This is a genomic window from Microcoleus sp. Pol12B5 (genome assembly GCF_036701335.1).
Taxonomy (GTDB): Bacteria; Cyanobacteriota; Cyanobacteriia; order Cyanobacteriales; family Microcoleaceae; genus Microcoleus.
This window is the reverse complement of the sequence record NZ_JAUBQQ010000002.1, coordinates 88,955-110,818: the sequence shown is the minus strand read 5'-3', so window position 1 is coordinate 110,818 and position 21,864 is coordinate 88,955. Positions and strand designations below refer to the sequence as shown.

The following is a 21,864-nucleotide window of genomic DNA, read 5'->3' as shown; positions in this document are numbered from 1 at the left end:
AAACTATGAATACTCAAACAGATTCAACAGCCCAAGGTCAAATTCAATTTATTCAAAATCATCAAACAGCTTTAGGTGCTGGAAAATATCAAATTAAGTTTGAACAAACTGTCAAGGGAACAGACTATAAAAATAATAATTTTAGTGCTTCTTTTGACTCGTCCTTTACTTTTATTGTTCAAGGAAGTCGCTTTGAATTAAATCCTCAAGACATTCATTCAGTATTTCCACCAGCAGGAAGTTCAGGAGATCATTCTCATGTATTACCTCATATTGTCCTCAAACGTAGCACCTTACCCTGGGAAAGATTAGCACAATCAGGAAATCAATATGTACCCTGGTTAGCATTAATTGTTATTTATGAAGAAGAAGAAAACCTTTTAAAAACCATTCTTAAAGAAAATATAGACAAAATAAGCACCAAATTATGGGAACATCTTTTATCTAAAAATATAGCTTGGCTCAAATCTATAAATGACAATGAAGCAATAATACTTGATAAAAAGAATAGAAAAACAGAAAAGCTTCAAGGTGATTTTGCTAAATTTGAGGAACAAGTTGAAGCAATATTAGCTCAAGTTAAAAATACTAAAGTTATTACTCTGAAAAGTTTAAAACAGAGTTATACAAAGACTATTAAATGGAATGCTATAACCTTAGAAATCGGACAACATGAAGATGATAATGTATCAGTTATTGACATTAACAAAAAATTTTTATCTGAAATATTACCTACTACAAAAAATTTAGAATATTTAGCTCATGTTCGTCAAGTTACAGGAGATGAAGAGAATAACGAACCTCTAGCTGTAATTATTAGTAATCGTATTCCGAAAAAAAATGGAAGGAGTACAGCTTATTTAGTATCTTTCGAGGAACTGTTTAATGAAAAAGGTGAATTTAATTATCAAAATGCCAATGATACAGATTATATTCGTTTAGTCACTCTCAAAACTTGGAGCTTTTCTTGTATTGAACCTGAGCATAATTTTAAAGGTTTACTTAAAAATCTTAACAAAAATACCTTAAATTTGCCTAAACTGAATAATCAAGAAGCAGACAAATATCTTGCTAAAGGATATATTCCTTTACCCCATTATCTGCGACAGGGCGGTAAAACTTACTCTTGGTATCATAGCCCTTTACTACCTGGAGAAAATCCGACAGCATTACAATTATCTCAATTAAGCATTCGCTGTGCAGATCAACTAATTGCCTATGATTCTACTAATGGTTTATTTGATATTTCCTACGCAGCAGCTTGGCAACTGGGGCAATTATTAGCTTTGCAAGATAAAAAATTTGCAGTTAGTTTATTTAACTGGAAACGGACTAATGCTCAAAATTTAGCGAAAGATAATCAACAAGCACTCTATCCTCATCTTTTTGCTAAAAATAAGGAAAATCGAGATAACAATAGTGAATTTCCAAAAGATGTTAAAACTTGGTTAGAACGTTTAGGATTACTCTACAATATTCCTTTTAATTACTTAGTGCCAGATGAAACAATGTTACCAATAGAATCAATTCGTTTCTTTTGCCTCGATTGGTTTTGGGTAGAATCTCTACTTGATGGTGCATTTAGTATTGGAGGAGTACAAGAATCTAATGTACAGGAAAAACCTATTGCCGGTGAAGCAAAAGTAATTACAGGGTTTTTAATGCGATCAGAAGTTGTTTCAGGTTGGCCTGACTTACAAATAGATGGTTCTAGTTCTTTAATAAATGATGATTCATCTATGGAAGTAAAGTTAGATGTTTTACGGTGCGATCGCCTTTCTGAAGATGTCTTAATTTGTTTATTTGATGGAGAAATTAAGACGGTAGATATTTCTCTAAAACCAGAAGGATTGCATTTTGGTTTTAATTTTAATGAGAAGACAGGCACGCTGTCACGAGAGTTGAGACAATTAGATGGCACAGAAAGGAGTGATTTGAAAATTGAAGAGATAGATGCTATTAAAAAGGTGATTAATATTAGTGAATTAGCAGATAAATTTCAAAGAAAGCTGGAACAAGAAGAAGGAAAGGAAAAAGTTCCTTCTTTTACTTCGGCTGAGTTTGCTTTACAGATGGTTCAAGGAGCAGAAAAAGTTAGATTTAAGTTAATAGAGTAAGACGGTTCTTTTTTGACTACATATCTCTTTCTTTCCCAACCTTCCGCGCGCTCGCCGACTGTTTTGCCCCAATGCGTCTGCAAGTTGCTGTTGGGTCAATCCTGCTGGCGTCCGAACTTCATACATGAGATGACGACAGGATGCGGATACCGTTTGCGAATCCCCCTGTGTTTACACTGAACGGTTTAGTTCATAGAGGAAGCGATCGAGAACTTTTTGAGCCATAATTTCTCAAGCAATTGAATCCTGAGCCGACAATTATTGCCGTCATTGAGTCTTCTTTTTTAAGGAAAAGTGGCAAAAAACTGTGGGGAAAGCTTACCTTTATAATAGCATATAGCAATCCTAAATCATTTGTGAATTTCTTACGGCTTCCCCTTGGTAATAAGCATCTACTTTGTACCTTTATTGACAAGTTAAATTGAGATCGGAATTTTATTTTAAATCATCCTAACCTTCCTTCAGTCATGTATTATGGTACTTTCGCTGCTTAAAAATTGTCTGGACTATTGAATCGTGTAAAAATTTAAAATATGCAATCGTTAAAACAAGTTGCCCGCCGACTAAAAAAAGAGACTTACGCTGTTTATTTAGCCAGTACAGACCAGAGAGTACCAAGGTACGCCAGAATTTTAGCAGGGCTTACGGTGGCCTACGCTTTTAGTCCGATCGACTTAATTCCTGACTTCATACCGATTCTTGGCTACTTGGACGATTTGATAATTGTACCTTTGGGAATTTGGCTGGTACTGAAGATGATTCCGCCACAGGTTTTAGCCGAGTGTCGGGAAAAAGCAGCCGCAGAAATAGAGCGAGGAAAACCGATAAATAGGGCTGCCGCTGTTGTGATTATTGCCATCTGGATTGGCTTGGGATTATTAGCAGCAATTTGGCTGACACGGATATTTAAACGTTAAAAAAAATCACCTATCTAGTTATTGTGTAGGGTGCGCGCCAAGCACCTTAACTTAAACAACTCGCTTGGGCACAAAATATTTAAAGTTTAAAAAATCACCTATCTAGTTATAATATAGGGTGCGCCTAGCGCACCTTACGTTAAAAAAACTCGCGGTATCGCATACCAAGTATTATTTACCCCCCTTAAAAAATTAAACTAACTTTCTAGCTATGACTCAAACCACTGATTTCCTCAGCCACCTCAACCCATCTCAGCGCCAAGCAGTCGCCCATTATAACGGGCCGCTGTTAGTAGTAGCCGGCGCTGGTTCCGGCAAAACCCGAGCTCTAACTTACCGAGTTGCTAACTTAGTTCGCACCCATCGAGTCGATCCCGAAAATATTCTGGCGGTGACATTTACAAATAAAGCCGCCAGGGAGATGAAAGAAAGAATTGAGAAATTGCTGGCAACTCAGCAAGCTGAAGCGGAATATGGCAAACCTTTGGTAGACTTAGCCCCGGATGTGCAGACGAAATTGCGATCGCAAATTTACCAAAGAATTACCAAACACATTTGGATGGGGACTTTTCACTCTTTGTGCGGCCGCATTCTCCGCTACGATATAGAAAAATACCAAGACGAAAAAGGCCGCCAGTGGAAGAAAAACTTTTCGATTTTTGATGAGTCAGATGCTCAAAGTCTCGTCAAACAAATTGTTACCAAAACCCTGAACCTCGACGACAAGAAATTTGACCCACGAAAAGTCCGCTATGTCATCAGCAACGCTAAAAATAAAGGGTTGTCGCCTCAAGAATACCACGCCGCAGAACCGGATTATCGAGGTCGCGTGATTGCCGATGTTTACAGTCGATACCAAGACGCTTTAGCAGCAAACAATGCCCTAGATTTTGACGATTTAATCCTCGTTCCAGTTAAACTTTTGAGCCAAAACGATCAAGTATTAAGTTACTGGCATAAAAAGTTTTGCCATATTTTAGTTGACGAGTACCAAGATACTAACCGCACTCAATACGATTTGATTCGGATGTTGGTGACAAATAACGCCGACCCGAAAAGCTTCAATAAATGGCAAAACCGCTCGATTTTTGTCGTTGGCGATGTCGATCAATCAATTTACAGCTTTCGGATGGCAGATTATACCATCTTGCTGGAATTTCAAGAGGATTTCGGAGATGGTTTATCTGACGAAAAAACTCGAACAATGGTAAAATTAGAGGAAAATTATCGATCGCGCGAAAACATCCTGCAAGTCGCGAACCACTTGATCGAACACAATACCGAACGGATAGAAAAAATTCTGCGCCCGACTCGCGAACCGGGAGCTCCGATTGTTGTCTGGCGCGCCGACAACGAATTAGATGAAGCGGAATTTGTAGCAGGTCAAATTCATTCCTTGAAGCGCCAAAACTCCGAATACGAAAACGGCAGTAACTTTGCGATTCTCTACCGCACAAACGCTCAATCTCGATCCTTTGAAGAAGCGTTAATGCTTTTAGACATTGCCTACAATATTGTCGGCGGTCTAAAGTTTTACGATCGCAAAGAAATCAAAGATATCCTAGCATACCTGCGGGCGCTCGCCAATCCCGACGATAGCGTCAGCCTCAAACGCATCATCAATACTCCCCGTCGCGGCATTGGGGATACCACATTTTCCAAAATCGAAGACGCTGCAACTCAGTTAGGCATTCCGTTGTGGGAAATCCTCAGCGATGAATCTTCTGTCAATACTCTAGCAGGGCGATCGGCAAAAGCTATTATTAAGTTTGCCGAAATGATTGGTCGTTGGCAATCGCAAGTTGAAACCCTGCCCGCTTCGCAAATTGTCCAAGGAATTATCCAAGATTCAGGCTACATTGAAGATTTGAAAAATCAAGGAACAGAGGAAGCCGAAAATCGGATCGAAAACGTCAGAGAATTGTACAATGCGGTGCTACAATTTGAAGAACAAAACGAAGAACCAACGCTAACATCATTTTTAGCAAAAGCATCTTTAGCATCCGATTTAGATGACTTGCAGGAAGAAGATTCCCGCGTGTCGCTGATGACGCTGCACTCAGCAAAAGGATTAGAATTTCCCGTGGTATTTCTAGTCGGGATGGAACAGGGTTTATTTCCCAATTTCCGCAGTTTGGACGACCCAAAAGCGATCGAAGAAGAACGCCGTTTGTGCTACGTCGGCATCACTCGCGCCCAGGAATTGCTATTTCTCACCCACACTCGCGAACGTCGCCTCTGGGGAGGTTTCCGGGAACACTGCACCCCTTCGCTATTCTTAGGAGAATTGCCGCCGCATTTGCTGGCTGGAAGTGCGAAGAAAACTAAAGCCGGGAAAACGGCTGCATCTAAAGGAAAAACTAATAATTCAGCAGCAAATTCTGCGAGTTCTAAAGCGGGAAACAATGGACAATCGGTGGATTGGCAAACGGGCGATCGGGTTTTTCATCATGCTTTTGGAGTTGGAGAAATTACCCACGTTTTGGGAGAAGGCGATAAAACTAATCTGGCAATTAAGTTTTCAGGTTTGGGCAGAAAAATCATCGATCCGAGAACAGCTAAGTTGCAGCGAGTTTAAGTAAAAATATAGCTAAGCATCTGCGTTAATCTGCGTTAATCTGCACACATCTGCGGTTTCCCTATCCATCCAAGATTTATGCAATAACTCTAATCAGTTAAACTTCGCATTGCTAATAACGCCGCCCCATAAGCAGCCGCAGTATGAATCGGCGTTAATACAGACACTTTTAAATAACGCTTTCTAATCGCACTCCAAACCGAATTTTTCGCCCCGCCGCCAGCAGTATAAACTTTTGTCAAAGGAGTTGCACCCAATTCTTGCAATAATTGATATCCCCACGCTTCAATCCGCGCTATGCTTTCTAGCAAACCGTGCAGAAATTCCAGTGAATCAGTAGGACGCGGTTCGAGTCGGGGCGGCAAATTCGGGTCATTAATCGGAAAGCGATCGCCCTTTTTCAACAATGGGTAATAATCCAGCAAACTCTCTTGTTCTGGATCAATTTGTGTGCTATAATTCTCCAACTCCACATCAGTAAAAAAGTGTCGCAGCACGGCACCTCCGGTATTAGAAGCACCTCCAACTAACCACAAATCCCCTAATTTGTGACTGTAAATCCCGTATCTAGAATCATCTACGCGGGTATGACTTAACAGTTTGACTGCTAGTGTAGAACCGAGAGAAGTTACTGCTTCCCCTGGTAAATTCACACCGCTTGCTAAAAATGCTGCAATGCTATCAGTTGTACCAGCACAGATTATACAATCGCGGGGAAAACCGAAGCGATCGCCCACTTGAGATCTCACTTCCCCCACAGGCGTTCCCGGTGCGACAACTTGCGGCAATTCAGGCGTTGCAGCGCCCGCAATTCCCTCTACCAGCCAATTCGGATAGCACAAAGTATCAACATCGAAACCGAGTTTCAAAGCATTGTGATAGTCGCTAATTCCCAATTTTCCGTGCAGGAGAAATGCCAGCCAGTCAGCTTGATGCAGGAAAACTGTAGGGGCGGTGCCCCCCTGCCCGCCCTCCTGCAACCACAGGAGTTTTGCCAGACTCGATGTAGCGCTCAATACTGTGTGGTTATCCGGCGCGATCGCCCGCAACTTCTCTGTCACCGCTGCACCGCGCCCATCATTGTATAAAATCGGCTCGCATACTGGTATACCGTCGGTATTGCACAGCATGACAGTGGAGGATGTACCGTCAATGGCGATCGCCCTTACCTGATTGCGGATTGTTGGGGGAATTTGCTCGATCACATCCCACAGCGCATTTTGCCAAACCGAGGGCAATTCAGGCTGTTGTTGCCCCTTGTTAGCAAAAGTATATTCAGTCTCACAATGTATTCTACCCTGGGAGTCTATGACAGTCGATCGCGCGCCCGTGGTGCCGAAATCTATTCCCAAAAAAAGATTCATTTGCAACTCCCGCGAATTTTCCTATTTTGAGTAAACCACAAAGTTTATTTGCATCTTATGGTTATTTCTAATTCATCTTCTGCGGCGACAATCTCAGGATTTATCTGCTCTTTGGCTTATTATTTAAATAATGGATAATTGTCTAAGGTGCGATCGCTAAGTCTGAGAAGTTTTAGGTATTCTACAGATTCCATCGTAAACTCTATTGGCGTTGCTGATTTAGAGTAATAAAAGCTCAAGATACAAGTCGTAGAAACCAGTATCCACAAAGCTTCTAGATTTTAAACGGATTTTTTTCATCCTCTGATTAAGCAACACCGGGATTTGTTCTGATGCCAAATCTTTGGCAATAGCTTTGAATGAACGGCATCGGCAAGATTATTTGAAGTGGAGGCAGCGGGTAATAAAGATTCGGTTTTTCGCGCTAGTTGGCTTAGTCGAGTCGATAGATAAGCGCGAGAGGTATATTGATCGGTTTTAGTTACAGGTACAGGTTCGTTGGAGTTAGCTCAAGCTATAGCTTGAGCAACTTAAATCTAAAGTTTAATTAAATGTTAGCAACTAAACGTGGCAAGTCAATTAGACTAACTCTGTCAGTAGCGTATCGGAGCAGTTAAATGTCCCCTTGGGTGAAAAATGATCCAAATTCAGGCGGAGTTAAAATCCCTCCAGCCGTTCAACAACAGGTAAAGCAGCGTGTTCTCGATTATGCTGCAGCTAACTACGCTGGCAAGTACACTCGCCTAGAGATCCGCTTTCGCAGTCAGTTTTGTTACATTGATGCCTATAAAGAACCTGATTGCCCTCCAGATTTTCCACCCAAAGACTTTCCCGTATCTCGCGAGGAATATCTAGAACGAATGCGAAATAGTCCCATTCATCTGTGTCGGCTGCGCTACTTTGGCGATGCAGAATCTTGGAGTCTGGGTTTTTACACCTACAGCAATGAAAAATATGAGCTTTGTATGTTCAATAATGGCAGTTTCTACGGTACTCCTGAACAAGCTTTTGCCATTTCTGCCATGTATTTGCAGTAACCCAAAATGACCCTCTCAGGTCTAAAAACTGGAAGTTTCCCACTTACCATGTATTTTTATGAGCGAATATCAATACTACGAGTTTCAAACCATCGATCGACCGTTGACTAAAGCTGAACAAGAAGCAGTCAGCCTACTCTCTAGTCGCGTACAACTAAGTTCTGCTAGGGCGATATTTACTTATAGCTATGGAGATTTTCGAGGCAACCCAAAAGACCTATTAGTCCAATACTTCGATGCCATGTTTTACATGGCTAATTGGGGAACATTACAACTAATGTTTCGTTTTCCCAAAAGTCTGATTGATGTTGAACGGATGCAGAAATATTGCATTGAAGATATGATTGTTGTTTCTGAAATTAATAATTTTGTCATTTTAGAAATTTCTATGGAGGACGAAGAAGGTTTTGGGTGGATAGAGGGAGAAGGAAATCTATCCTCTTTGATAGGTTTGCGCCAGGAAATTTTGCAGGGAGATCATCGTTTACTTTATCTGGCTTGGCTGAAAGCGATTAGCTATCTTGATATTGATGAACTCAATGAAGAAGACTTAGAGCCACCTGTTCCTCCTGGATTGGGTAAGTTATCTTCATCGTTAGAGGCTTTTATAAGTGCTTTTGAATTGAATGAGCATCTGCTAAAGGTGGCAACAACTGCGAGTGCTGCTAAACCTTCTATTTCAGAAAAGAGCCTAAAAGCAGCTATAAAAAAACTCGATCGTTCGGAAAGCGATACCTTTTTACTGCGGTTAGCCAAAGGAGAAGCTAATCTGTCCTTTGAATTGCGTAAAAAATTATCACAAATGATGGAGGTTATGCAAGATGTAAGTATAGGAGAACGAACAATTAGACAACTTTTAGAAAGCGCTGAACAGGAACAAAAAAAGAGCGATCGCAAAAAAGAACAGGCAACTGAAGCTTTACGAGTCAAAGAATTGGAAGCTTTGGCTCAGCGAGAAACGGCTGCTTGGGAAGATGTAGAGGCTCTTATTCAAAAAGGAACTTCTAAATCTTACGATGAAGTAGTGCCGTTACTTTTAAAACTCCGAGACTTAGCGGATTATCAAAACCAACAAGCTAATTTTTCAACACGGCTGAAACAACTTTATGCTCAATATAGTAGTCGCACGGGATTAAAAAGACGTTTACTTAACGCAAATTTATACTCGACTTGAAAGCGAAAGGTGATTCAATGGTATTGACAGTCTGCAGTCTAAGGATGTGCTCGCAGATTTATTCAGGTGACGCTCGCACTCAACGACTACGATCGCCAACGTATTGAGTTTATCGTGAAGCAACACAGCCAAAGACCAAATATTGGACTTTGCTTAATCAGGGTATGAAAAAAATCAGTTAAAAATCCAGAAGCTTTGTGGATACTGGTTTCTATGACTTGCATATTTAGGCTTTCATAGCGTAAATTAGTAACGCCCAACAGCAGAGCCGGGTAACGACATGGCCTTGCCTTTCATCGTGTCAACTTAACCCGAAAAACCGCTTAACCCGAAACATCGGCAGGGGTTTAAACCCCTGCCAAACAAGGCATTGCCGTGTCCCTAGTTAAACTTTTGTCCCGCACTCAGGACAAAAGTTATTCGTCGAAACATTCTTAGCGCCGCAACTCGGACAATAAACCAACTCCGCAGATTGCAACTTGCTACGATCGGGCAAACCAACCATTTGAGCGTTGCTCTTACCTGGAACAACCATCGGATAGCAGTTTTCGTCCCTCGTCACCTTCACGTTCATCAGCACCGGGCCGTCGTGAGCGAGCATTTGAGCGATCGCATCTTTGAGTTCCTCCGGCCGCGAAACCAGCATCCCTCTCACCCCGTAAGCTTCAGCCAGCATCACAAAATCCGGCATCCCCACAGTCATATTCGAGGAAGAATAACGCTCGCCGTAGAACGCCTGCTGCCACTGCCGCACCATGCCTTGCCAGCCATTATTTACAATCACAATCTTGACATTAATGCCGTATTGCGCTAGTGTTCCCAATTCTTGAATATTCATTTGCACGCTAGCATCGCCAGCAATACAAATCACTTGCTCATCGGGTAGCGCCATTTTCGCGCCCATAGCAGCCGGCACCCCGTAACCCATCGTGCCCAAACCAGCGCTCGAAATCCAGCGACGCGGCCCGTTGTTCAAAAATTGAGCCGACCACATTTGATGTTGACCGACATCTGTTGTGTAGTAAGCATCCGGCGCTTGAGTAGCCAACTCCGAAATCACCTCTTGCGGAGACAAGATGTCTGGGTAATGAGGCACAACTAACGGATAGTCCTGTTTCCACCGATCGATCCTGTGCAGCCATTCCGCAGTCTGTCCGGCCTTCCCCGAAACTCCTGTTTCCCGACAGCGACGCAGCAAATCAATCAAAACTTGCCGGACATCTCCGACAATCGGCACGTCAGGGCCGCGAGTTTTGCCTACTTCCGCCGGGTCGATATCGATGTGAATCACCTTAGCCCGCGCGGCAAACTCGTCTAATTTGCCCGTCACGCGATCGTCAAACCTGGCCCCCACAGCAATCAGCAAATCGCACTCGGTAACGGCAAAATTAGCGTAAGCAGTGCCGTGCATCCCCAGCATTTTCACCGACAAAGGATGGTTTTCGTCAAAGGAACCTTTGCCCATCAGCGTTGTCGTGACCGGCAATTGGAAAAGTTCGGCCAGTTCCTTAATTTCTTCGTGGGCCCCCGCCGCGATCGCCCCGCCGCCCACATAAAGCAAAGGACGTTTTGCTTCCTTCAGCAAATGAATCGCTTGATTAATCTGGCGGGGATTTCCCTTCACCGTCGGCCGGTAGCCCGGAATTCTCACTGCTCCGGGTTCCACGGGCAGATAGTCAAATTCTTCTAAACCCACATCCTTGGGTACATCAACCAACACAGGCCCCGGTCGCCCTGTACTGGCGATGTGGAAAGCTTCTGCCACAATTCGCGCCATATCTCTGGGGTCGCGCACTACATAGGAATGCTTGACAATTGGCAGGGTAATCCCGTAAATATCTGTTTCCTGAAACGCATCAGTGCCGATCGCTGGACGGGCCACCTGACCGGTAATAATTACCATCGGGATCGAATCCATGTGGGCTGTCGCAATCCCCGTTACCAAATTAGTTGCGCCGGGGCCCGAAGTAGCAAAACAAACCCCAACTTGTCCGGTAGCGCGGGCGTATCCGTCGGCCGCGTGAGCAGCACCTTGCTCGTGCCGCACCAGAATATGTTTGATAACGCCGGTTTCTTCAGCGCGGTAGAGTTCGTCGTAAAGCGGCAGAATTGCGCCGCCCGGATAACCAAAAATATGCTTGACGCCGTGGCGGATCAAGCTGTCAATCAGAGCAAATCCACCAGTTGCACGTCTGATGGTCACTTTAGTTTTTAGTTGCACAGAATTTCCTTCCTTAAACTAATTATGATTTTTAATGAAAGCTTTTATACTACTTTAATCTCAATTAATGAAACTATGAAAATTTAAGTGGTGAGATTTTACAAAAGATTTCGCGATCGCAGAGGGTTCGCCCGATCGAGACATTGTGGAACAGCAGAGGAAGAAAAGAAACAGAGGAAATAGCGGCCTCTATGTCGGTGTACCGCTATATGACGCTTGTATAGCATTCGTTCTGCGGCCTTCGACAAGAAAAACCATCGTTTCAGCAATTAAGAACGTCCTAATCATCAGGGCGGTTGCTATGTTATCGATCGATCGCGAAAAGAAAGCCATCTTCCCTCTTACCATAGGTGTCAACACTAGCCTAAAACCGTTGATAAATCTTGTTTAGACGCGAGTATCGCTCCCCCTCCCATTCCCGTTAGGAAGGGAAACTAAAGAGAATGCTCCGGTTCCCCCAACTCTCAGGGGATCTGGACAATCATCGTCAAACAGTAGATCGGTACTACATTTGACGTTAAGTTGACACCCCTCCCCTCTTCTATCTTCCTTCTTCCTTATTCTTTATTCCTTATTCCTGACATCCGTTACATCCGTTACACAATCCGTTGCCGAACTTCCTTCTTTGCAAAGTTTACAGAACATCCTGCAAGACTTTGCGAGTATGTTTCCAAGCTGCCATTCCCATCACCGAAACCAAAAAGCCCAAACTCAGCAACACGATCCGCAAGCCGACGTCATCCGAGCCGACTGCTTTGCTGACAGCATCCGTCAGAGGGCCAGTAATCGCTAAAGGCAGGCTCAGAGCAATATTAATCGCATTGTTCTCAAATCCAAAGACTTTGCCCCGCATAGATTCTGGAGTTTTTTCTTGAATCAGAGCTTGCATCGGGCCGTTAATTAAGGAAGCACCAAAACCGAACAAAGCGCTCAATCCGAATCCCACCCATAACTGTCGAGTAAAGGCAAACATTGCTAATACAAAACCCATCATCAAGAAACCGATTAAAGGCAGAGGTTTGTGGTGCATTCGATGACCCCAGTGTCCCAAAAAGGCTGCACCGAAGACCATTCCAATTCCCGCAGCAGCGAGCAAAAAGCCAAATTGAGTTTCTTTGAGACCTATTTTGCCTGAAAGTGCGATCGCCAGCACCTGAAGCGCTGCAAACACCGAATACAAAATCGTCAACTGCACCATCGCGTTGCTGACAAGGTGATTGTGTTTCAAATAGCGCAAACCTTCTTTGAGATCTTGCCAAGGATGGACGTTTTTGCCACTGCTGCCGGCATGACTTTCTTTGATCCGCATGGCATAGATCAAACCTGCAGATATCAGGTACAACCCGCCCAGCAAAAACTCTTGAGAAGCTGCTCCAAAACTGTGTTTGACCCAACTAAACAGCGGTTCGCCGATCGTCATCCCGACAATAATCCCGCCCATTGTGGACGAGGCGAACAGCGCATTTGCTGACATCAGTCCCTCTCGCCCCACGGCCAGGGGGATTGCCGCCTGCTCTGCCGGAGCAAAAAATTGCGTTACGGTAGAGATCAAAAACGTCATCGTCAGCAAAACCACAAAAGCTTTGGGCAAAAACGGCAAAGCTATAATCAACCCGGCTCGAATCACGTTGCAGGCGATCAGCATTTGCTTTTTGGAAAAGCGGTCTACCACGATACCGGCTACGGAACCAAAGACGATCGCTGGCACGGTGTAGGCGATCATCACTGCTGACAGCATTGAATTTTCCGAATGTTGCCAAGAAACTGGCCAGGGTCGGTAGTCGCCGGTTTTCAGCAGAATAATCAGCAATACATAAAAAATTTTATCCGCCACTTGGGCCAATAACTGGCCCGTCCACAAGGCGAGGAAGGGGCGATTTCTCAGTAGGGCATCAAGCCCGCTGCGGTCAGGGGGAGGGCTGGCTGGGTGCATAGGAATAGTTTAACTGACCGCCTCTGGCAATTATAGTTTTCAGCAATATGTGCAAATCTGACATAGCAAAGCGGAAACTCGGAAAACTCCTGTCTCCTGCGTTCTTTTTCTGTTTTAGCAGATCGGCGGGGGACGCCTGCTGCTGTCTTTCTTAACTCTACCGCGATCGGCCGGAGCCGAGAACCCGCGCCCCTGGAAAATTCGAGAATATTGTTAAAGGTTGGCGTGCATTTCATCGCGAGTACAAGATAGGGTAATATACTTGACAAAATACTTGCTGTTGGCCGTGATATTAAAAGATGTCACGCCGATTAAGTAATATAACGAAGGTACTAACTGTTAGGAGTGAAAAACTTGAAAAAGGTTGAAGCTATTATTCGCCCATTTAAACTAGACGAAGTGAAAATCGCACTCGTCAATGCTGGTATTGTGGGGATGACTGTTTCTGAAGTTAGAGGTTTTGGCCGTCAGAAGGGCATGACAGAACGCTATCGCGGTTCTGAGTACACCGTTGAGTTCTTGCAAAAGCTCAAGGTGGAGATTGTTGTGGAAAACGATCAGGTTGACATGGTGGTTGATAAAATTATCGCGGCTTCCCGCACGGGCGAGATTGGCGACGGCAAGATTTTCATCTCCCCTGTAGAACAAATTATTCGGATTCGGACTGGGGAAAAGAACTTGGAGGCAATCTAAGATACTGGGGCATTGGGCATTGGGCATTGGCCAAACAGGTAATGGGTCATCGGTAACTAATCATTGCCAACGAAAAACCTCTTTCCTGTTTAGTTGTGATACCTAAGTGTCAATATCCAATGCCACAGTTACCCGATATTTTGGCTTTTTTCTTCATTATCGGATGACAAGGTTCGCCATTTGTGGTAAAAGAGCCTGGAATGCTCGGCCGCGGTGAGAGTGCGATCGCTTGATATCCGGTGTCATTTCGGCAAACGTCTGTTGCTGTGCGGCTACGTAGAAAATGGGGTCATATCCGAAACCTCCCGTACCGCGAGGGGTGTGGAGGATTTCGCCGCGGCAAATTCCTTCTACTTGCAAGGCAATTGTACCGTCGGGATGGGCGATCGCGATCGCGCAAACAAATTGTGCTTCCCGGTTTTGTTCGTTTCCCAATTCTTTGAGAAGTCGAGATATCCTGTCAGCATCGGTTTTACCGTACCGTGCGGAGTAAATGCCCGGTTGACCGTCGAGTGCATCTACCATTAAACCAGAATCATCGGCGATCGACCATTTGCCCGTTGCTTTTGCCACTTCAGAGGCCTTCAAGCAAGCATTAGCAATAAAAGTTTCGCCTGTTTCCTCGATTTCCAACTCTTCCGGTTTGAGTTCCAATTCCCATCCCAAATCCTGAAGATAAACTTGCATTTCCTTGAGTTTACCCGGATTTCCAGTAGCTACAACTAGCAATTTGCGATCAGTCATTATTTCTCTTAAAACTTACGGCTTCATATTAACAAACATATTGGGAAAATGGTTGCAACAAAATTCCCAAAATCTTATCAACATCTTGAATATAGTATTCAATCGGATCGATATAAACAATAGTTTCCTCCAAAATTAAGAACTTCCAGTTAGTGCCAGTCGTCACTGAACCGTAAATGCGATCGACCTCAGTGTCTTGGTCTTGATTGAAACATTGTGCCGCTACCATTGCCGCTACGCATTGACCCAAACCCTCAATGATATCTTCCTTTTTTGCCTCAAAAATTGTTATAACCGGAGCACTGATGAACAATTGTTCTGAAGAACCGCTAATAATATAATCGCAAAATCCTTGCAAACCTTTTTCTGGATCGACAGTAAAATCCTTACCGGAAAAAAGAGAAACTCGTTTGTTTGACAATCGCCGAACTTCTGCTAATATCGGGGCAATTAAAAATCATGAGCGAGCTTTTCCTGTGGAAATAAAAGTGGCTAGCAGTACATAATAAATCAGGATTGTTGTTAAAATTTCTGAGGGTGAAACTGGTTTTGTCTCGGCAAACAAATTGCGACTTTCATCTAAAGTTAATCCAAAATCTTTTTTGACTCTCGCAAGGCTTAAATCGCTGTATGCCATTTGCTTTTATCCTAAAATTTATCTGATATAGCAATAGTGTTTCATTGGGGAGTAAGACTTTTTTTACGAACCGCGAAGGTGCGTTAGGCGAAGCCGCGCGTAAGCGCTAGGACGCGAAGTAAGAGAAGATAAGAGAAGAGAAAGAGTTCACAATTGATGGGAGGATTGCTACGGCAATACGATTTTATTTATGAAGAATATTTTTTTTACCGCAGAGGGCGCAGAGGACACAGAGAAATAGAGATTTGATATCAATTTATCCGCATTTGTCTGCGTTTATCTGCGGCTGAAAACTTCGATTAATTATGCGCCCAAGCTTTCGCCCAGTTTAAGTTTTGCATAACTTCTTTCAATGTCGCGGCTTCTGAATACAGCCGCAACACAGGTTCGGTTCCGCTAAAGCGAATTAACAGCCAACTTCCGTCGGCTAAACGGAATTTATATCCGTCAACTTTGTTGCAATCTACAACTGCTTTGCCGGCGATTTCTGTTAAGGGTTGATTTTGCAGCAGGGACAGCAAACGCGACCTTTCTTCCATGTTTGCTAAGTGCAAGTCGATTCTGTCATAAGCTGAAGTAAAGCTTGTTTCTTGTTGCAGTCGGCTGTAAATTTCGCTTAAGTCTTCCCCGGATTTGACAACTGCTTCTAATAAGTACAGCGCTGACAGTAAAGCATCTCGTTCGGGGATGTGTGTACCGTAGCCAATTCCTCCCGATTCTTCGCCGCCGACTAAGACTTGGGTGGTTAACATTCGATCGGCTATATACTTGTAACCGATCGGCGTTTCAAATAATGGCAAGTTGTACAGCTTGGCAATTTTGGGAATTATGTCTGAACCGCTGACTGTTTTGATGACTTCCCCGGTCAAGCCGCGCCGCTTTGCTAAATGTTCGATTAATATGGGAACTAGGATTTGTGAACTGAGAAAGTTGCCGCTAGAGTCAACGGCTGCAATTCGATCGCTATCTCCGTCAAATACAAATCCGATTGACAAACCAGAACTTTTTCGCTGGTGAGTACGCATCACCCGAAATAACTGCGACAGGTAGCGCGGCAAAGGTTCCGGTGCACCGCCGCCAAACAGCGGATCTCGATCGCTGTTGACTTCATGTACCGTTTCTTCTAAAATTTGAGCTAATCCTCCGGCGGCGGCACCGTGCATTACATCTACAAATACTGTAATTTTGCCGCTGGCGATCGCTTCTTTAATCGCATCAATATCTACCATTTCCCGCAAGGTTTTGCAGTAAGCCGGCCAAGGATTGAAATTCTCTAATTTGGCGGGAGTTGCTGAAATTGCCGCCGGATTTTCGAGTTTTGCTTCTATCTGTTGAGTAACTTCGGGCGAAACTGAACCGCCAAATCCGCCCTTGACTTTTAACCCTAAATATGCGCCGGGATTGTGGCTGGCTGTCAGGACGATCGCACCCAAAGCATTTAATTGTTTGGCAGCTAAACTGAAAGCTGGAGTGGGGGCGTAGGATTCGCTAAGTAGCACGTCAAATCCTGCGTTTTGGATGGCAATAGCCGCTGTTTGGGCAAATTCTTCAGCCAGAAATCGGCGGTCGTGACCGACAATTACGGTACCGCTGCTGCCATCGCTACCACCAGTTTGTGCGAGAACTTGTGCCGCTAGGGGAGCGACTAACGCTACGCGATCGAATGTAAAGTCGTCAGCAATGATACCGCGCCAGCCATCTGTACCGAATTTAATAGGATTCATTTAGTCACAAGTCATGAGTCACCCGTCTATTTTATGGGTTTATCAGTCGATCGTCATCTGATTTTAGATTTTAGATTTTAGATTGCGACTGCGGATGAATCTGGGGGCTAGTGACCAAATTGCTTAATTGCTAGCCACCACCCAAAAAGTGATTGACTAATGACTAATGACTAATGACTAATGACTAATGACTAATGACTAATGACTAATGACTAATGACTAAAAGAAAGCCGGTTGGTGGCGGATCAAATTCAGGAATTCTTCGCGAGTTTTCTGTTCTTCTTGAAACACGCCCAACATGGCACTCGTAACTGTCCAAGAACCGGGTTTTTGCACACCCCGCATCGTCATGCACATATGGCTGGCTTCCATTACTACAGCTACTCCCTGCGGTTCCAATATTGTCTCAACTGCTTCGGCAATTTGGCGCGTCAAACGTTCTTGCACCTGCAATCGGCGGCTGTACATCTCGGCAATTCGGGCTAATTTGCTCAGTCCCACTACTTTTTGGTTGGGAATGTAAGCGATGTGAACTCGGCCCATAAACGGCAGCATATGGTGTTCGCACATACTGAATACGCTGATGTCTCGCACCAGTACCATTTCGTTGTGACCTTCGTCAAAGATAGCGCCGTTAAGAAGTTCTTCGAGGGATTGACTGTAGCCGCTGGTGAGAAACCGCATTGCTTCTGCTACCCGCTTCGGGGTTTTGAGCAATCCTTCCCGTTCAGGATCTTCTCCTACTCCCAGCAGAATTGTCCGAACGGCGGCCATCATTTCTTCTTGGCCTACTTCTGAGGGTACGGGTATGTGGGATTCTTGACCGTGCGAGGAATTGCGATCGGGTCGAGTGGGGATGCGCGGGGAGTTGTTCTCTGCGGTTTGTAACAGTTTCATGCTGTCAGTCGAGAGTGAGTTCGAGCCATTGGAATCGGCGGAAGATGCAATTGTCATAACAAGTTGGTGTGAGGGTGAATCGATTTTCGATTTTCGATTTTAGATTTTCGATTGGGGGATATATAGCCTTTCTCAAAAAGGTGAGGTACGAATTTTGACCTGGAAAGCTTGACATTACAGGGTTTCTGTATACCTCATTTATCGGAGAACCGCTATAGATAGAGATTCAAAGATTGTTGAATTCGAGAAAAATCCAGCAGTCTAAAATCTCAAGTTCACAAAACTCCTGCGTTGGACATGAGGGTGATTTCTTCAATTACTGCACTTGCTGGCAACTGAACTGCGTGCAGAATTGATTGGGCGACGATTTCTGGGGTTAACATGGCGCTGCGGTCGAAGTCGGCGTCTACGGTGTCTGTGTCCCACAGGGGAGTGTTGACAGAACCCGGACAGATTGCTGTTACGCGAATTCCGTGAGCTCGTTCTTCGGCTGCTAAGGTTTTAGACAAAGCCATGAGACCGAATTTGCTAACGCAGTAGGCTCCCCAGTTGGGGAAGGCTTGGGTGCCGGCGATCGAGGAAACGTTGATGATGATTCCCGATCGGCGATCGCGCATGGAGGGCAAAACTCCTAAAATGCACTGCCAAACGCTAGTTAGATTGAGGTCTAGAACGCTCTGCCACTCGGCTAGCGGCGTTTCCGTCAAAGAGCCGGTGTAGCCCATGCCAGCGCTGTTGACCAGGATATCTACGGAACCCAATTGAGCTGCGATCGCGCTGATGCTGCTTTGCACTTGCTCAATTTTTGCCAAGTCTAAGGGATAAGCTTCTGCTTTCACTCCGACTGCTCGGGCTGCTGCGGCAACGGCTTCTAAGTTTTCCGACTCTCGGCTAACTAAGGCCAGATTTATGCCCTCGGCGGCGAACGCTAGAGCCGTCGCTTTGCCAATACCGCTGCTGGCTCCGGTAATCAGAGCCTGCTTTGTTGTGGGATGGTTCATTCAGTGTCCTAATACTTTCGCTCGGCAAGTCCCTCAAGCGTTGCAGCCTTCTTCGCCAAATTAGAAAGCTGTCTGCTGCGGGTGATCACAGTTAATTATGAGATCAACATTAAGAACTGTTAAGCCGGTGTCACCTGAGAAATTATAACACTGCTGACTGATTCGCAGAATAGTGACTGGTGAGTTATCACTTATGAGTTGGAAGTTAAGAGATTTTCACTCATAACCGATAACTCTGAATCGATCGGCTCAAGCCGCAATTTCAGTGAATACACCGATGTGGCGAAACTTTTGATACCGGAGATCGCGTCGCTGCTGACCCGTAAGCTGGGTTAGTTCTGCTAAGTTTTCTAACAAAGCTTGTTTGAGTATGGACGCAGCTTTGAGGGGATTCGAGTGAGCGCCGCCGATCGGCTCTGGTACTATTTGATCGAGGACGCCGAGGTTTTTCAAATCCCAGGAAGTGATTTTCAGGGCTTCTGCAGCCAAGTTCGCTTTGCCAGAGTCTTTCCAGAGAATCGCCGCGCAAGCTTCGGGAGTGGCGACGGTGTAGACGGAATGTTCCAGCATCAACAGCCGCTCGCCGACACCGATACCCAATGCGCCGCCGGAACCGCCTTCGCCGATGACGGTGCAAATAATGGGAACGTCGAGGCGAAACATTTCTCGGAGGTTACAGGCGATCGCCTCTCCCTGTCCGAGCTGTTCTGCTTCTAACCCCGCCCAAGCCCCCGGAGTGTCGATAAAGGTGAAAATTGGCATTCCGAAGCGATCGGCGTGTTCCATCAACCGCAGGGCTTTGCGGTAGCCACCGGGAGCAGCCATGCCGAAGTTGCGGGCGATATTGTCTTTTGTGTCGCGCCCTTTTTGATGGCCGATGATGACTGTGGGACGCCCGTCTATGCGGGCAATTCCGCCGACGAGGGCCGGGTCGTCTCCGCCGCGCCGATCGCCGTGAAGCTCGATCCACTCGTCGCTAATTGCCTGAATGTAATCGAGGGTGCTGGGGCGGCGCGGGTGACGGGCCAGTTGCAGCCGCTGCATGGGGGACAAGCTGCTGAAGATTTCTTGTCGCAGTTGGGCTGAGCGAGCTTCGAGTTTGCGAATTTCGTCGGTGACATCGACGCTGTTTTCTGCGGCGAGTTCGCGAATCTGGTGAATTCGGGTTTCGAGTTCGGCCAGGGGCTTTTCAAAATCTAAGAGTAAGGGTTTACGGTCTGGGTTTGGCACGCTGATAATTTCTATAAGGTTTTGTCAGGTTTTGTCGATCGACTATTTCCAGATCCTACCCTGTCAGGGGATGCTGAAAAAGAGGGGAAATTTGGAAGTTTTAAATTTTGAATTATGCTTGGCTTACTAAGCTTGTTGAAAACCAGAGGCTGGAGCCTCGTTTTTTGCTACACTATTTTTGCTTGCTGCTGATTTTTACGCCCCTCTTTCCCCCCGGCCCTGGGTTCCCCACCGCCACAAAAGGCCTAACCCTGCTGAACTGTTCCCAGTCCAAAAAGCGACACCAGCGCGATCGAACTCACCCATTCGGAAGCTGTAACAGCCCTGTCTATATTACCTTTTGTCGCCAAAATTCAAAGATCAGAAGACTTGAAGACAAACTATTGCCACCAATCACATCGGCTGGTTCCGAACTGCCCACTACTTTTTTTTGGGTTGTGCGATCGGATCTAATGTTAATAGTTAACTGTTAAAAATTCACTATTAACTGTATAAAAAAAGTTACTGGTTATTATCAGAAAAACTTTCCTCAATAACCAATAACCACAACAAATCACATCAAACTGACATTAATAAAGGTCTGAAACCGTGCTTGACAGAAATATGACCGATTTGTTCCATCTTCTCCACTGTAATTTGATTCCGTCCCCAAGAAAAATTGGTATACATTTTTTCAAATTCCAGCAGCATTGATTCAGCAAAACAGGCAAACAACTGTCGACCCGGCACATCCATATTGACAATCTTCATAATTTTCCACTCAATATCGAGGGAATGCTCCACAATACCGCCATTGAGTACGTAAATTTCTGGATGCTGAACCTGAGTTGCCAGATTTTTCGGATAGCCACCGTCAATCAATAAACATGGTTGCTTCAATGTCTTAGGGTCAATTTCTACTCCCTTGGGCATACTGGCTACCCAGACTACAATATCCGCTTGGGGGAGGGCTTCTTCCAAGTCCATAATTTTGCCTCGGCCCAATTCCGATTGCAAATCTTGTAATCGTTCTTTGTCGCGGGCAATGAGCAACAATTCTGCTACATTTGTTTTAACATTCAGCCAGCGACACACAGCACTGCCAATATCGCCAGTAGCACCACAAACGGCTACCGTGGCTTTTGAAAGTTCAATCCCCAATTTAGGGGCTGCTTCTTCTACTTGGCGGCAGAGGATGTAAGCTGTATGAGTGTTACCGGTGGTGAAGCGTTCAAATTCCAACTTGAGATTGCGAATTTGCTTAATTTGCTGCAAGTTGAAAGTCTCAAAAATGATCGAAGAAAAGCCGCCCAAAGCAGTGATGTTAATCCCGTTTTTTTGAGCGTGTGCCATCGCATTAAGGATTTTGCGAGTGGCTGCTTTAATCCGGCGAGTAGCTAGCATTTCTGGCAGAAAACAGGACTCCACATAGCGGCCTTCTATTTTTTGTCCAGTGATGCTTGTTACCGTGATCTGATCAACTATTTGGGGCGGTGCGCTGCACCAAAAATCGAGACCTTGATCGGCATATTCTGGATAGCCCAGCTCGTTAGCTACTGATTGGGCGTGTTCTAAGCTGGTTAAGTGACCGATTAGACCAAACATTAAGTTGTCAAAT

The 21,864-nt window shown here is 44.8% G+C and carries 16 protein-coding genes; 6 read left to right on the top strand and 10 right to left on the bottom strand.

Annotation, left to right across the window (positions count from 1 at the left end):
* Positions 1 to 5 precede the first annotated feature (5 nt).
* The 3 genes from QUA24_RS01765 (at position 6) to pcrA (ending at position 5,612) form a co-directional block, all read left to right on the top strand.
* Positions 6 to 2,117 carry a hypothetical protein gene (locus tag QUA24_RS01765; protein WP_333226722.1) on the top strand — a complete coding sequence of 704 codons (2,112 nt, stop codon included), beginning with the start codon at positions 6 to 8 and terminating at the stop codon, positions 2,115 to 2,117.
* Positions 2,118 to 2,650: 533 nt separating this feature from the next.
* Positions 2,651 to 3,034, top strand: a complete 384-nt coding sequence (locus QUA24_RS01760) for a YkvA family protein (protein WP_333226720.1) — start codon at positions 2,651 to 2,653, stop codon at positions 3,032 to 3,034.
* Positions 3,035 to 3,245: 211 nt separating this feature from the next.
* Entirely contained in the window at positions 3,246 to 5,612 is a 2,367-nt protein-coding gene (gene pcrA, locus QUA24_RS01755; RefSeq protein ID WP_333226718.1) for a DNA helicase PcrA, read from the top strand.
* Positions 5,613 to 5,701: 89 nt separating this feature from the next.
* Here the strand turns inward: pcrA and QUA24_RS01750 are convergent, their stop codons facing one another.
* Positions 5,702 to 6,976 carry an FGGY-family carbohydrate kinase gene (locus QUA24_RS01750; RefSeq protein WP_333226716.1) on the bottom strand — a complete coding sequence of 425 codons (1,275 nt, stop codon included), beginning with the start codon at positions 6,974 to 6,976 and terminating at the stop codon, positions 5,702 to 5,704.
* Positions 6,977 to 7,605: 629 nt separating this feature from the next.
* Between QUA24_RS01750 and QUA24_RS01745 the strand changes: the two genes are divergently transcribed.
* Together QUA24_RS01745 and QUA24_RS01740 are read left to right on the top strand one after the other, a co-directional pair.
* Positions 7,606 to 8,013: a hypothetical protein gene (locus tag QUA24_RS01745; RefSeq protein ID WP_333226714.1), complete on the top strand. Its 408-nt coding sequence runs from the start codon at positions 7,606 to 7,608 to the stop codon at positions 8,011 to 8,013.
* 58 nt (positions 8,014 to 8,071) lie between these two features.
* Positions 8,072 to 9,187, top strand: a complete 1,116-nt coding sequence (locus tag QUA24_RS01740; RefSeq protein ID WP_333226712.1) for a hypothetical protein — start codon at positions 8,072 to 8,074, stop codon at positions 9,185 to 9,187.
* A 385-nt stretch (positions 9,188 to 9,572) separates the two neighbouring features.
* Here QUA24_RS01740 and ilvB read toward each other — a convergent pair whose 3' ends face one another.
* Together ilvB and QUA24_RS01730 are read right to left on the bottom strand one after the other, a co-directional pair.
* Entirely contained in the window at positions 9,573 to 11,408 is a 1,836-nt protein-coding gene (gene ilvB, locus QUA24_RS01735; protein WP_333226710.1) for a biosynthetic-type acetolactate synthase large subunit, read from the bottom strand.
* A 634-nt stretch (positions 11,409 to 12,042) separates the two neighbouring features.
* Positions 12,043 to 13,341, bottom strand: coding sequence for an MFS transporter (locus QUA24_RS01730; protein ID WP_333214397.1), 1,299 nt, complete (start codon positions 13,339 to 13,341; stop codon positions 12,043 to 12,045).
* A gap of 354 nt (positions 13,342 to 13,695) precedes the next feature.
* On the opposite strand from QUA24_RS01730, the gene QUA24_RS01725 reads away from it, so the two are divergent.
* A complete protein-coding gene (locus QUA24_RS01725; protein ID WP_006633346.1) occupies positions 13,696 to 14,034 on the top strand; it encodes a P-II family nitrogen regulator in 339 nt (112 codons plus the stop codon).
* Positions 14,035 to 14,190: 156 nt separating this feature from the next.
* Here QUA24_RS01725 and rdgB read toward each other — a convergent pair whose 3' ends face one another.
* The 7 genes from rdgB to QUA24_RS01690 form a co-directional block, all read right to left on the bottom strand.
* The gene (rdgB, locus tag QUA24_RS01720) at positions 14,191 to 14,778 is read right to left on the bottom strand and encodes an RdgB/HAM1 family non-canonical purine NTP pyrophosphatase (protein WP_333226708.1); all 588 of its coding nucleotides are present in this window, start codon (positions 14,776 to 14,778) and stop codon (positions 14,191 to 14,193) included.
* Between the two features lie 28 nt (positions 14,779 to 14,806).
* Positions 14,807 to 15,199 (bottom strand): hypothetical protein, encoded by a 393-nt coding sequence (locus QUA24_RS01715; protein ID WP_333214393.1) that lies wholly within the window; start codon positions 15,197 to 15,199, stop codon positions 14,807 to 14,809.
* 515 nt (positions 15,200 to 15,714) lie between these two features.
* Positions 15,715 to 17,139 carry a phosphoglucomutase/phosphomannomutase family protein gene (locus QUA24_RS01710; RefSeq protein WP_333226706.1) on the bottom strand — a complete coding sequence of 475 codons (1,425 nt, stop codon included), beginning with the start codon at positions 17,137 to 17,139 and terminating at the stop codon, positions 15,715 to 15,717.
* Between the two features lie 219 nt (positions 17,140 to 17,358).
* Complete coding sequence (folE, locus tag QUA24_RS01705) at positions 17,359 to 18,093, bottom strand: GTP cyclohydrolase I FolE (RefSeq protein ID WP_333214387.1); 735 nt, start codon at positions 18,091 to 18,093, stop codon at positions 17,359 to 17,361.
* A 218-nt stretch (positions 18,094 to 18,311) separates the two neighbouring features.
* Positions 18,312 to 19,037 (bottom strand): SDR family oxidoreductase, encoded by a 726-nt coding sequence (locus QUA24_RS01700; protein WP_333226704.1) that lies wholly within the window; start codon positions 19,035 to 19,037, stop codon positions 18,312 to 18,314.
* Between the two features lie 249 nt (positions 19,038 to 19,286).
* Positions 19,287 to 20,267 carry an acetyl-CoA carboxylase carboxyl transferase subunit alpha gene (accA, locus tag QUA24_RS01695; protein ID WP_333080460.1) on the bottom strand — a complete coding sequence of 327 codons (981 nt, stop codon included), beginning with the start codon at positions 20,265 to 20,267 and terminating at the stop codon, positions 19,287 to 19,289.
* A gap of 558 nt (positions 20,268 to 20,825) precedes the next feature.
* Entirely contained in the window at positions 20,826 to 21,851 is a 1,026-nt protein-coding gene (locus QUA24_RS01690) for a long-chain acyl-[acyl-carrier-protein] reductase (protein WP_333080458.1), read from the bottom strand.
* Positions 21,852 to 21,864: the final 13 nt, after the last annotated feature.